We start from the raw sequence: 12,758 nt of genomic DNA, 5'->3' as shown, positions 1-12,758 counted from the left end.
AACCCGTCATGCGGGGCCAGTACCCTCCGAAGCGTGCCTCGTCGTCGCCTCCTGCGTCTGTCCGTCCTCGGGATCGCCACCCTGCTTGTCCTCGCGCTGGTCGCCACGGCGGTCGCGGCGGTCGTCGTGATCCGCCGCCCGCTGCCGGAGGTGTCGGGCGAGGTGAGCATCCCCGGTCTCGCGGACACGGTGACCGTCACGCGCGACGAGCGGGGCGTCCCGACGATCGCGGCGACCACGTCGGCGGACCTGTTCCGTGCGCAGGGCTACGTCGCGGCGCAGGACCGGTTCTTCGAGATGGACTACCGGCGGCACGTGACGGCGGGACGCCTGTCGGAGCTGGTCGGCGTCAACGCGGACGCGCTCGACGCCGACAAGGTGATCCGCACGTTCGGCTGGCGCCGGGTCGCGGAGCGGGAGTGGGACCTCGTCGACCAGAGCACGCGGGACGCCCTCCAGGCGTACGCGGACGGCGTCAACGCCTACCTCGACCGTCGCGACCTGTCGCAGATCGCGGTGGAGTACACGGTGCTCGGGCTGCAGGTCGACACCGCGAAGCCCGAGCGGTGGGACCCGGTCGACTCGCTCGCGTGGCTGAAGGCGCTCGCGTGGGACCTGCGCGCCAACTACGACGACGAGCTCGACCGGGCCGTCACGTACGCGTCGGTCCAGGACGTCGCGCGGGTGGACGAGCTGTTCCCGGCGTACCCGCAGGACATGAACCAGCCGATCCTCGGGTCGGACGACGTGCTGACCTCCGTGCAGCCGACCGCGTCGTCCGCGAGCGTCGACCTCGCGGACGACGACCTCCAGCAGGCGCTGGCGTCCGCGCAGCGCGCGCTCGACGCCGTGCCGCACCTCGTCGGCGACGGTGCCGGCCTCGGGTCGAACTCGTGGGTCGTCTCGGGCGAGCACACGGAGTCGGGCGAGCCGATCCTGGCGAACGACCCGCACCTGGGCATCTCGGCGCCGGGGATCTGGGCGCAGGTCGGTCTGCGCTGCGCGCCCGTGTCGGCGCAGTGCCCCTACGACGTCGCCGGGTTCGCGAACGCGGGGATGCCCGGGGTCGTCATCGGGCACGACGCGCACCTGGCGTGGGGCCTGACGAACCTCGGCGCCGACGTCACCGACTTCTTCCTGGAGCGGGTCGACGGCGACACGACGGTGGTCGACGACGGCACGGCCCCGATCACGCAGCGCCAGGAGACGATCAAGGTGAACGGCGCCGACCCCGTCCAGCTCACCGTCCGGGACACGGTGCACGGCCCGATCGTGTCGGACGTCCTCGACCTCGGCGACGTCGCCCGCGCGCCCACGACGGGCGGCACGACGCGCTTCGAGGTGGCCCTGGCGTGGACCGCCCTGCAGCCCGGCCGCACGGCGGACGCGCTGCTCGCGATGAACACGGCCCGTGACGCCTCGGACGTCGCCGCCGCGGCCGCGCTGCTCGAGGTCCCCGCGCAGAACATCGTGTTCGCGACGACCGACGGGCACATCGGCTACCAGGCGCCCGGTCGCATCCCGGTGCGCGCCCCCGTCTCGGGCGGCCCGGTGCCGTCGGACGGGTCGTGGCCGCGACCGGGCTGGGACAGCGCCTACGACTGGCAGGGCTTCGTCGACCCGACGTCGATGCCGCACACGCTCGACCCGGCGGACGGCTTCGTGGTGGCGGCCAACCAGGCGGTCACCCCGGCGGGCGTCGGGCCGTTCCTGACGGGCGACTGGGACTACGGGTACCGCGCGCAGCGGATCCGCGACGAGCTGACCCGGCAGGTCGAGTCCGGGCACAAGCTCACGGTCGCGGACATGAGCAGGCTGCAGATGGACCAGCGCAACCCGTACGCCGAGATGCTGGTCCCGACGCTGGTCGGCCTGGACATCGCGAACGCGTACGACGACGACGGCCAGGAGCTCCTGCGGTCGTGGGACCTGGTGTCGACGGACGACTCGGCGGCCGCGGCCTACTTCTCGGCGGTGTGGGCCACCGTGCTGCGGCTCGCGTTCGCCGACGACCTGCCCGACGGGCACGCGCCGACGGGCGACTCCCGCTGGCTCGAGGTGGTCCGGCGGCTGCTCGACGACCCGTCGTCGCCCTGGTGGGACGACCGGTCCACGCCCGGCGTCGTCGAGGGGCGGGACGAGGTGCTCACCCGCGCGATGGTCGCGGCGCGGCGTGAGCTCACGCAGCAGCTCGGCCGGGAGGCGACGGACTGGCGCTGGGGGCAGCTCCACGTCGCGGCCCCGGAGCACGCGGTGCTCGGCGGCGACTCGGTGCCGTGGATCGTGCGGCGGCTGGTCAACCCGACGCCGATCGAGGTGGGTGGCGGCTCGTCGATCGTCGACGCGACGTCGTGGGACGCGAGCTCGGGCTCGTACGAGGTGACGTCGGCGCCGTCGATGCGCATGGTCGTGGACCTCGGCGACCTGGACTCGTCGACGTGGGTGAACCTCACCGGCACGTCCGGTCACCCGGCGAGCGTGCACTACACGGACCAGTTCGACGCGTGGGCGCACGGGCGGACGTTCCCGTGGCCGTTCACGCCGGCGGCGACGAGCGCGGACGCGACGGACCGGCTGACGCTGACCCCCGCCGAGGACTGACCAGCCCGGCCGGGTGGCCGGGTCGACCGGGTCAGCCGATCGGCTGCCACCCGTCGGGCGTCGCGACGACGTCGACGAGCCGGTCGTGCCGTTCGCGCGGCAGCGGCCGGACGGTCGCGTCGTAGACCTCCTCGGGGAACACGACGGCGACCACGAGCACGCCGTCGCGCGCGTGCTCGAGGGCCCGGTCGTACCACCCGCCGCCCTGCCCGAGGCGGGCCCCGGACGTGTCGACGGCGAGCGCGGGGGCGACGACGACGTCGGCGTCGGCGAGCGCGTCGGCCCCGAGCGTCGGCGACCCGGGCTCGGGCGGCCGGCCGGGGGCGCGCTCGCGCAGGTCCTCGGGGCCGGCGTACTCGGCCCAGTCGCGGCGCAGGCCGGTGCCGAGCACGGGCAGGAGCAGGCGGACGCCGCGTGCGGCGAGCGCCTCGAGCAGGGGACCGGTGCCGGGCTCGGTGGGCCGGGCGGCGTACACGGAGACGCAGCGGGCGCCGGCCACGGCCGGGATGGACGTCACCACGTCGGCGAGCGCGAGCGCCGCGGCCTCCCGCCGCCGGGTCGAGCGTTGGGTGCGGGCCTCGCGGATCGCCCGTCGCAGCCGCTCCTTCACGTCCTCGACCTCGTCCCCCTCGGAGACGCGCGGGTAGGGCTGGGCGACGCTGCTCATGCGTCCAGTGTCGCAAACAGTTCGGGGGCCCCACCATGACGGGCTTCTGTGAACGTCTCGTGACATCTCGGTGCGGCACACGCAGCCCACCTGCGACAACGGACAAAGGTCACAATCCACGTGACGCAGGCCACTGCGTGGCGCGACCACACCGACCTAGCATCGCCGCATGAGCGCATCCGGACTCGCACAGGCCCAGCGCAAGATGACCGAAGGGGAGGTCCACCCCACCGCCATCGATGTCTTCTCCCGCTTCTACGGACTCCTGGAGTCCGGCGAGACCGGGGTGATCCCCGAGAGCGACGTCTCGCCGCTGACCGACGTCCCGCACCTCGCCGACCTCGACGTCCCCGACGACGTCGCCCGCGACGCTCTCGCCGTCACGGCCGTGATCAAGCTCAACGGTGGTCTGGGGACCTCGATGGGCATGGACCGCGCCAAGTCCCTGCTCCGGGTCCGCGACGACCGCACGTTCCTCGACGTCATCGCCGGCCAGGTCCTCGCCGCCCGCGCGGCGACGGGTGCCCGCCTCCCGCTCGTCCTCATGAACAGCTTCCGCACCCGCGACGACAGCCTCGCGGCCCTCGCCGCCTACCCGGACCTCGCGGTGGACGGCCTCCCGCTCGACTTCGTCCAGAACCGCGAGCCGAAGCTGCGGGCCGACGACCTGACCCCGGTGGAGTGGCCCGCCGACCCGGACCTGGAGTGGTGCCCGCCCGGGCACGGCGACCTGTACACGGCGCTGCACGCGTCGGGCGTCCTGCAGGCCCTGCTCGACGCGGGCTTCCGGTACGCGACCGTCTCGAACTCCGACAACCTCGGTGCCGCGCCCGATGCGCAGATCGCCGGGTGGTTCGCGCGCTCGGGTGCCCCGTTCGCGGCGGAGGTCGCGCGACGCACGCCCGCCGACCGCAAGGGCGGCCACCTCGTGGTCCGCACCGCCGACGGCCGGATCGTGCTGCGCGAGTCGGCGCAGACGCTCCCGGAGGACGCCGCCGCCGCGGGCGACATCGACCGCCACGCGTACTTCAACACCAACAACCTCTGGCTCGACCTGCGGGCGCTGTCCGACGAGCTCGCGCGCACCGGCGGCGTGCTGGACCTGCCGCTGATCCGCAACGAGAAGACGGTCGACCCGAGCGACAAGACGTCGCCCAAGGTCGTCCAGATCGAGTCGGCCATGGGTGCCGCCATCGAGGTGTTCGACGGCGCGGCCGTCCTCGAGGTGGACCGCTCGCGGTTCCTGCCGGTCAAGACGACGAACGACCTGCTGGTGCTGCGCTCCGACGTGTACCTGCTGGCGGACGACAGCCGTCTCACCGCCCAGGTCGAGGCGCCGTTCGTCGACCTCGACGAGGACCACTACAAGACGATCGCGGCGTTCGACGAGCGCGTGCCCGCGACCCCGTCGCTCGTCGACGCGTCGTCCCTGCGCGTCCGGGGCGACTGGACGTTCGGGTCGGGAGTGGTCGTGACCGGCGACGCCGTGCTCGACGACCCGGGCGAGCCGTCGCGGGTGCCGGACGGCGCGAAGCTGGGGCCCGACGGCATCGTCTGACCGCCCTCTGCGCGCGGCCCGTGCCGCGGGTGCCCAGGACAAGGGCAGAATGCGCGCATGAGATCGGTCCAGGACCACCTGGCCGCGGTGCTCGCCGCCGTCGGCCCGGTCGCCCCTCTCGACGTCGTCCTGCCCGACGCCGTCGGCTGCATCCTCGCGGCCGACGTCGTCGCGCGCGCCGACCTGCCCGCCCTGGCGCTCGCGGCACGGGACGGCTACGCGGTCGCGGCGCACGACACGGCGACCGCCGGGTACGCGAGCGACCACGCGCTGCCGGTCGCGCACGACGTCCGCCCCGGCGGCGGCCGACCGTTGCGGCTCGTCCCCGGGCAGGCGGTGCGTGTCGCGTCCGGCGCGCCGCTGCCGCTCGGTGCGGACGCCGTCGTGCCGCTCGAGGAGACCGACCGCGGCGCGGTGCGCGTCGCGATGCAGCGGCCCGCGGTCGCGGGCCAGCACGTGCGGGCGGCCGGCGCGGACGTGCGGGCCGGCCAGGTCGTGCTCGCCGCGGGGACTCGGCTCGGTGCGCGCCAGCTCGCGCTCGCCGCGGCGCTCGGCCGGGGCCGCCTGCGGGTGCACCCGACGCCGCGGGTGGTGCTGCTGTCGGTCGGCGACGAGCTGACCGAGCCGGGCACCACGGGCACCGACGAGACCACCGTGTTCGAGGTCGACGGGCACGCGCTCGAGGCCGCCGTCCGGGACGCCGGTGCGTCCCCCGTCCGGGTCGGGATCCTGCCCGACGACCGGGCGACGCTCCGTGAGGCGCTCGAGGACCAGCTCGTCCGCGCGGACCTGCTCGTCATCACCGGTGGCCTGTCCGAGCTCGCGCACGACACCGTCAAGGACGTCCTCGCGCCGCTCGGCACCGTCCGCCTCGACCAGGTCGCGATGACCCCCGGGCAGCGGCACGGCTTCGGCACGGTCGGCGCCGAGCTCGGCCGGGACCGCGCCGTGCCGATCTTCGCGCTCCAGGGCAGCCCGGTCGCGGCGCAGGTGTCGTTCGAGGTCTTCGTCCGGCCGGCGCTGCGGGCCATGGCCGGCCACACGGAGCTGTTCCGCCCGTCCGTCGCGGCCGAGGCGACGACGGGCTGGGTGTCGCCCCCGGGGTTGCGCCAGTTCGTCCCGGCGACCGTGCTCGGGTCGCCCGACGAGGGGTACCGCCTCACGCCCGTCGGCGACCCGTCCGCGCCGACGGTGCACGCCCTGTCGCAGGCCAACGCGCTCGCGGTCGTCGGCGAGCAGGACCTCACCGTGCACCCCGGGCAGGTCGTCCACTGCCTCGTGCTGGAGGGTTGAGGTGGAGCGCAGCGGACGGTGCGGGACCGCGGAGCGTCACGCGCCGGGAGCGGAGCGCAACCTCAACCCGACCACAGGAACGGAAGGCTGAGCCGATGGCGACAGGCTGGCCCGCTGTCCTGCGTGAGGGTGACGTGCGGCTGCGCCCGCTCCGCCGGCGCGACCAGGACGCGTGGCTCGCGCTGCGGGCCCGCAACGCCGACTGGCTCGAGCCGTGGGACGCGACGAGCCCGGTCCCGACCATGGGTCCGCGCCCGACGTTCGCCGCGTTCGTCCGGACGCTGTCGGCGCAGGCCCGGTCGGGAGTGACGCTGCCGTTCGCGGTGGACCTCGACGACGAGCTCGTCGGGCAGCTCACGGTCGCGTCGATCACGTACGGCTCGTTGCGGTCGGCGACGATCGGCTACTGGGTGTCGGAGCACGTCGCGGGGCGGGGCACGATCCCCACGGCGGTCGCGCTCGCGACCGACCACTGCTTCGGCGCGCTGGACCTGCACCGGGTGGAGATCAACATCCGCCCGGAGAACCGGCCGTCGCTGCGGGTCGTCGAGAAGCTGGGCTTCCGCGACGAGGGCGTCCGCGAGCGTTACCTGCACATCCAGGGGCAGTGGTGCGACCACCGGGCGTTCGCGCTCACCGCGGAGGAGGTGCCGGGCGGTCTCGTCGCCCGGTGGCGGGAGCGTCGGGGTGCCGCTGCGGGGTGAACGGGACCGATCCGGGGGTCTGCGCCAGCCGACACGCCGTCACGGTCCCGGATTCGTCGTGCGGCGGCACCTACCGTCATGACGTGAACGATCTCGCAGGCCCCGTCGCCCTGGCGCTCGTGGGTCTGTGGGTCGCGTACCTGGTGCCGCACAAGCTGCGGTACCGACAGCAGCTGCTCGAGTCCCGGGCCGACGACCGGTTCTCCGAGGCGTTGCGCGTGGTGGCGGTGACCCGCCGGCGCAGGCCTCGGGGTCTGCCGGCGCACGCGCGGTCCGCGGACTCGACCGACGGGACGGCGACCGGCAGGATGCCGGGTCTGCTGACCCCGGGAAAGGGGCTCCCGGTGCTACCCGCCGGGAGCGCGACAGGAGGCGTCACCGTGGACCGACCGACAGCGACCGAGAGCAGGATCACCGCCGAGGCGGCGCGCCGTGCCGCCCAGGCCCGTGCCGCGCGCGCGGCGTCCGTCGCGCGCCGTGCCGCCGCCGCACGCCGTCGTGGACTCCTCGCGGGGGTCCTCGTCGTCGCGTCCGTGGTCGGCTGGACCGTCGCCGGGCTGGTGACGACCGTGACGTGGGTCGCCGGCGCCGTGCCGAGCGTGCTGCTGACCGGTGTCGTCGTGCTGGGCCGCCGGGCCGTGCTGGCCGGCCGCGCCGCCGACGCCGCGTGGGAGGCACGCGTGGCCGAGGAGCGCCGGACGGGCGTCGCGCCGCGCACGGGGGCGACGCGCGTCGTCGCACCGGCGGCACCGTCCGCTCGCCCGATCACCGGTGCGACCCCACGGGTCCCGGAGCGCCGGACGGCCCCGACGAGCGCGACCACGCGCACCGCCACCGAGACGACGGCCCCGACGAGCACCGCGGCGACGAGCACCACGAGCACCCCCACGACGACGGCGAGCACGGACGCCCCGCACGCGCTCGTGACCGGCCGTGCGGTGCACCCGTCCGACGCCCGCACCGAGGTGTTCGCGAAGATCGTCGCCGACCGCGGCGAGCCCGAGTCCGAGTCGCCCGCACGTCACGCGGCGACGGGCGGCGTGCCGGTCGTGCGCCTGACGACCCGCGCCAAGGACTCGGAGGAGGCTGCCCCGGAGCCTGACGGCGACGCCGGGACGGACGACGCCTGGTCGCCGGTCCCCGTGCCCCGCCCGACGTACACGATGAAGGCCACCGCGCCCCGCCGCGAGCCCGCCCCGCTCGAGAACCTCGAGGGCTCGACGGCGGTCCGTGCGACGGAGCGACCGGCCGTGCAGGAGGAGACGGTGGAGGTCGTCGAGCCGGTCGCGGAGACCACGGGCAGCATCGACCTCAACGCCGTGCTCGCGAAGCGCCGGGCCGCGGGGGAGTGACGACGCCCGCCGGGCCTCGATTTCGTGATCGGGTCCGACGTGGTGTTAGTCTGTAGCCCGCTCAAGGGGCTGTGGCGCAGTTGGTAGCGCGTCTCGTTCGCAATGAGAAGGTCAGGGGTTCGAATCCCCTCAGCTCCACCGCACGACGAAGGCCGGATCCGCAAGGGTCCGGCCTTCGTTGTTCCGCGGAAGCGCTACACCGATCGCGGATCAGTCGCCGAACCCGGTGAAGACCGCCTCGCCGGCGTCCAGATCCGCGGTGAAGCGGATCTCGCCGCCGGCGCCCACCAACTCGTCCGGGCTGTTCGGCACCAGACGCTCCGGCTTGAAGACCAGCTCCCAGCAGCGCACTCCGGAGCACTGCGGCGATCCACCGGACAGCCGACGCGCGGCGACGAGCACGTGCCCGGTCACCTCCAGATCGGCGGCGCCGAAGGCTCCCTCCGCCAGCCGCACGGCCCGGACGAGTTCCGCGGTGGTCTCAGTCGGTGCTGCCTCGCGGTCCCTGGTCACGGCGAACCTCCACCCGTCCAGCCCTTGGACGAGGCGTACCCACGGACGGCGGAGATGTGCCCGTTGAGCACGGCCATCCCGGCGGCGTAGCCGCGACCGCCCCGGCCCGGCTTGTCTGTTCCGTTGATGATCGCGTTCCAGCGAGTGGCGAAGGCACGCAGGAACGTGCTGAACCGGGCGTCGACACCGGGCTGCAACGCGGCCCGGGCGGCCGCGGCGTCGGAGCTGGCGGACTTCGGGACAGTCAGGGCGTCGATGTCGGTGTTCGCGCCGGTCCAGTTGGCGGTGGGGATGGCGTCTCTGAGCAGGTCGGAGTTCCAGTGCGCCCACTCGTGGGCGGAGGATGCCGCGGTGCTGTGCCAGTACGGGCCGGCGCCTCCGCCGCTCGCCGAGTCGTAGTCGGCCATGTCGTCGATCACGAACTGCCAGCGATTCCTGGAGCCGGTGGCGTTGTTGATGTTGCCGCCGTCCACCGGGTTCGGGGTGTTCGGCGCGGTCATCGAGCTCGGGGCGTTCGCCCAGGCTGTGATGCGGATGTCACCCCCGACGCGCATCGCCACCACGTTCGCGCGCCAGCTGGTCCCGGCATCCTGCACGTCCCAGTCCAGCTGCGGGAGCGTGGGCAGGCACTCGTTGCCGCCACCGCTGTGCACCGTGGGACTGCCGGTCGGACCGACAGCCTGGTCGGCAGCGAGCACGCCCGGAGCGGGTCGATGATCGCTCGTCCCGACGCGGGTCGGTCCGGGAGTGGTGGACCCACCGGCGAACTCGGCACTGACCTCGAGGGCGTGGGTGCGGACCGCACCATCCTCGGGGAGCAGCTGGTCGGGTTCGTCACCACCGGACACTGCCTCGCGCGCCGTCCGGGACGCGCCGACCAGGCCGCAGCAGGCAGTGTTCCCCGCGGCGCGCTGCAGCTGGAGGAGCTGGCGACGCTCGAGAGCTCGCGTGGTGACCATCGTCGGGACCTGCGGCCTCGCGCGGTCGACGGGGCGCACCGCGTGCCGTACGGCCGACCGCTCGTCTGGCACCTGCTCACCGCGACGGTGTCCGCCCATGGTTGACCTCCCTGACCGGGTCTGCCCCGTCCAGGATGGGTCGGCGGTGGAGGTCCTGTCGAGAGTCGAACGGGCAGCCTCCATCGCCGATCGCACGTGATGTCCGCGTCGTCGGCGTTCGGTGTCGTCGTGCTCATGAGAGCCGGCCTGGGTCCGACTTGTAGCCCATGTATGCCAGGAGGACGGGATGCGGATCGAAGCCGCGGCGGGACAGGAACGCCGTCCGGGAGGAGAGTTCCGGTCATGACGGTCATCGGAACGGACTGGCGGGTCGTCGACGGAGTCGTGACGGCATGGTTCGACGCGTCGTCGCTGACCGAAGGGGCAGTGTGGGCCCGGCGGGTCGTGGCGCTGGCGGACGACGTCGAGGTGGACGTGCGTGCGACGGGCGTGCGGGTGCGGCTCGACTCGGACGAGCACGCCGAGGCGGTGTCGGTGGCCGCGCGGGAGCTCGGGCTCGCCGCGGACCCGGCCGCGCTGCAGCACCTGAGCGTCGGGTTCGACTCCCCGGACCCGGGTGCGGTGACGCCGTTCTGGCTGCGTGCGCTCGACTACGCCCCGACACAGGACGGCGGTCTGGCGGACCCTCTGCGGCGCGATCCCGCGATCCGGGTCCGCAGGGCGACCGAGCCGCGGCCGTTGCGGAACCGCATCCACCTCGACGTCGTGCGGCCGGAGACGGCGGTCGAGCAGGCGGGTCTCGGTGAGGCGTTCGGCCCGTTCGGGGTGTGCCACGCCGACCCCGACGGCAACGAGGTCGACCTCGTCCCGGGCGACGCGCTCGACGAGGGCGGCCGGGCGGCCGACTGGCAGGCGGTGTTCAGCGCGATGGCCTGCTACCGCGTCACGGCGCCGACGCAGCAGGCGGATGTGGCCGTTGCGGCGGCGGAGCTGGCCGACGCCGTCGGGTTCCCGCTGCTGGTCGACCTGCGTCCCGGGTTCGTGGTCCTCGACACCGGCAAGGACCAGTGGGACGGCGAGGCGCACGGGCTCGACGTCGACTTCACGGGTCTTGCGCAGCGGATCCAGACCGCTGCGCGCGAGCTCGGCGCCGTGGCGGACCCGTCGCTGCCTCACTTCGTCCAGCTGTTCTTCGACGCCGCCGACGTCGCCGCGGTCCGCGCGTTCTGGGTCGCCGCGCTCGGGTACGTCCACGACCGGCGCACGCGGCTCACCGACATCGTCGATCCGCGGCGCCTGAACCCGGTGCTGGCGTTCCAGGAGATCGACGTCGCGGACACGGACCGCCGCCGGCAGCGCAACCGCATCCACGTCGAGCTCGCCGTGCCGGCGGATCTCGCGGCGGCGCGCGTCGCCGCGGCCGTCGCGGCAGGCGGGCGGGTCCTCGAGGAGTCCGAGGGCCGCTGGCGGGTCGCCGACCCCGAGGGCAACGAGCTCGTGGTCGTCGGCGGGTGACGCACGACGACACGCACCAGGGCGCCGCGCGACGAAGGCCGGACCCGTCGGAGGGTCCGGCCTTCGTCGTGATGCGGGGCGTGGGCGCCGGGGCGGGCGCCCGCAGGCTCAGAGCACGCTGCGGCGGCGCCGGCCCGAGACTGCCGCGACGAACACCGCGGCCAGGCCGATCTGCAGGAGCAGCTCGATCCAGTCGACGCCGTTCGTCTCCTGGACGCCGATGAGCGAGGCGAGCCACGTGCCGACGAGCGCCGCGACGATGCCGACGGCGACGGTCGCGAGGGCCGAGATGCGCTGCTTGCCGCGCACCACGAGCCGGCCGAGGATGCCGATGATCGCGCCGATGATGATCGCGCTGATGATGCCTTCGGGGGTCATGTGAACTCCTTGACTGAGAGGGGTTCGATCCGGTATCGGAGAACGTAGGGGACATTCCGCCCGGGCGCGCGCTGAGAAGGCCCGAGCTGGACATCCGTCTCACACCTGCGTCGGGCAGACCGGACCAGACCAGGACGAACGGGGTGGGCGGAGTCGGGCGTCCCCGGCGGGCCCGACGGGGCCGGTGGCATGATGACGCGGTGCCGCCCGACCAGCCCCCCACCGGCGCCGCAGGACTGGTCGCGAAGGCCCGGGCGTGGGTGGACCCGCTCGTCGTCATGATCCTCACGGTCCTCGTGCTCGGGCTCGTCGTGCCGGCACGCGGTGGGTTCGCGGACGTGCTCGAGGTCGTGAGGACCGCCGCGATCGTGGTCCTGTTCTTCCTCTACGGCGCCCGCATGGCGACCGGCGAGGTGTGGGCGGGCCTGCGCAACTGGCGCCTGCAGGGGTCGATGCTCGCCGCGACCTACGTGGTGTTCCCCGTGCTGGGCCTGCTCGTGCAGCTGCTGCCCGACGACGTCCTGGCGCCCGAGCTGAAGACGGGCGTCCTGTACCTGTCGCTGCTGCCGTCCACGGTGCAGTCGTCGGTCGTCTTCACGTCGATCGCCCGCGGCAACGTCGCGGGCGCGATCACCGGCGCGACGATTTCGAACGTCGCGGGCATCGTGCTGACACCGCTGCTCGTCGGCCTGCTCATGACCCGCACGAGCGGCCCGACGGGCGGGTCCGTCTCGGGGATCCTGTGGCAGCTCCTCCTGCCGTTCGCCGTCGGTCAGGCGGTCCAGCCGTGGATCGGGCGGTGGGTGCGAGAGCACGCGTCGCTGACGCGCGTGACCGACCGGGGGACCATCCTGGTCGTCGCGTACACGTCGGTGAGCGAGGCGACCGTCTCGGGTGCCTGGGACCACGTCACGGTCGTCGCGCTCGTGCTGCTGCTCGTTGTCTGCGCGGTGATGCTCGCGGTGATGCTGACGCTCACGTGGACGGGCGGCGGGAAGCTCGGGCTGGCCCGGCCCGACCGGGTGGCCCTGCTCATGTGCGGCTCGAAGAAGAGCCTCGCGACGGGCCTGCCGATGGCGTCGGTGCTGTTCTCGCCCGCGCTCGCCGCGAGCGTCGCGCTGCCCGTCATCGCGTTCCACCAGCTGCAGCTCGCGACATGCGCGGTCGTCGCGCGCCGCCTCGCCCGGGACGTCGAGTAGCGTGCCCGGGGACGTACCG

At 74.0% G+C, this 12,758-nt stretch carries 11 protein-coding genes and 1 tRNA gene; 8 read left to right on the top strand and 4 right to left on the bottom strand.

What is annotated here, in order from left to right; translation table 11 throughout:
* The first annotated feature begins 33 nt into the window (after positions 1-33).
* Positions 34-2,601: a penicillin acylase family protein gene (locus Cch01nite_RS02300; RefSeq protein WP_203747967.1), complete on the top strand. Its 2,568-nt coding sequence runs from the start codon at positions 34-36 to the stop codon at positions 2,599-2,601.
* Positions 2,602-2,632: 31 nt separating this feature from the next.
* Here Cch01nite_RS02300 and Cch01nite_RS02295 read toward each other — a convergent pair whose 3' ends face one another.
* A complete protein-coding gene (locus tag Cch01nite_RS02295; RefSeq protein ID WP_203747965.1) occupies positions 2,633-3,268 on the bottom strand; it encodes a 5-formyltetrahydrofolate cyclo-ligase in 636 nt (211 codons plus the stop codon).
* A gap of 169 nt (positions 3,269-3,437) precedes the next feature.
* Between Cch01nite_RS02295 and Cch01nite_RS02290 the strand changes: the two genes are divergently transcribed.
* From Cch01nite_RS02290 to Cch01nite_RS02270, 5 genes are all read left to right on the top strand, one after another.
* On the top strand, positions 3,438-4,826 hold the full coding sequence (locus Cch01nite_RS02290) for a UTP--glucose-1-phosphate uridylyltransferase (protein WP_203747963.1): 1,389 nt from the start codon (positions 3,438-3,440) through the stop codon (positions 4,824-4,826).
* 57 nt (positions 4,827-4,883) lie between these two features.
* Positions 4,884-6,119, top strand: a complete 1,236-nt coding sequence (locus Cch01nite_RS02285; protein WP_203747960.1) for a molybdopterin molybdotransferase MoeA — start codon at positions 4,884-4,886, stop codon at positions 6,117-6,119.
* 95 nt (positions 6,120-6,214) lie between these two features.
* Positions 6,215-6,823, top strand: a complete 609-nt coding sequence (locus Cch01nite_RS02280) for a GNAT family N-acetyltransferase (protein ID WP_203747957.1) — start codon at positions 6,215-6,217, stop codon at positions 6,821-6,823.
* An 83-nt stretch (positions 6,824-6,906) separates the two neighbouring features.
* Positions 6,907-8,175, top strand: a complete 1,269-nt coding sequence (locus Cch01nite_RS02275) for a SepX/GlpR family protein (RefSeq protein ID WP_203747954.1) — start codon at positions 6,907-6,909, stop codon at positions 8,173-8,175.
* Between the two features lie 65 nt (positions 8,176-8,240).
* Positions 8,241-8,313, top strand: a tRNA-Ala gene (locus Cch01nite_RS02270).
* A 72-nt stretch (positions 8,314-8,385) separates the two neighbouring features.
* Here Cch01nite_RS02270 and Cch01nite_RS02265 read toward each other — a convergent pair.
* Complete coding sequence (locus Cch01nite_RS02265) at positions 8,386-8,688, bottom strand: hypothetical protein (protein WP_203747951.1); 303 nt, start codon at positions 8,686-8,688, stop codon at positions 8,386-8,388.
* Entirely contained in the window at positions 8,685-9,647 is a 963-nt protein-coding gene (locus Cch01nite_RS02260; protein ID WP_203747948.1) for a hypothetical protein, read from the bottom strand. The genes Cch01nite_RS02265 and Cch01nite_RS02260 overlap by 4 nt, the downstream gene beginning before the upstream one ends.
* A 342-nt stretch (positions 9,648-9,989) precedes the next feature.
* On the opposite strand from Cch01nite_RS02260, the gene Cch01nite_RS02255 reads away from it, so the two are divergent.
* Complete coding sequence (locus tag Cch01nite_RS02255) at positions 9,990-11,162, top strand: VOC family protein (protein WP_203747945.1); 1,173 nt, start codon at positions 9,990-9,992, stop codon at positions 11,160-11,162.
* A 108-nt stretch (positions 11,163-11,270) separates the two neighbouring features.
* Here Cch01nite_RS02255 and Cch01nite_RS02250 read toward each other — a convergent pair whose 3' ends face one another.
* Positions 11,271-11,540 carry a GlsB/YeaQ/YmgE family stress response membrane protein gene (locus tag Cch01nite_RS02250; protein WP_203747942.1) on the bottom strand — a complete coding sequence of 90 codons (270 nt, stop codon included), beginning with the start codon at positions 11,538-11,540 and terminating at the stop codon, positions 11,271-11,273.
* Positions 11,541-11,740: 200 nt separating this feature from the next.
* On the opposite strand from Cch01nite_RS02250, the gene Cch01nite_RS02245 reads away from it, so the two are divergent.
* Positions 11,741-12,739 carry a bile acid:sodium symporter family protein gene (locus tag Cch01nite_RS02245; RefSeq protein ID WP_239069745.1) on the top strand — a complete coding sequence of 333 codons (999 nt, stop codon included), beginning with the start codon at positions 11,741-11,743 and terminating at the stop codon, positions 12,737-12,739.
* Positions 12,740-12,758 lie beyond the last annotated feature (19 nt).

Source organism: Cellulomonas chitinilytica (assembly GCF_016862675.1).
GTDB classification, from domain to species: Bacteria; Actinomycetota; Actinomycetes; order Actinomycetales; family Cellulomonadaceae; genus Cellulomonas; species Cellulomonas chitinilytica.
The sequence above is the reverse complement of the archived record's forward strand: the minus strand, read 5'-3'. Positions and strand labels throughout refer to the sequence as shown.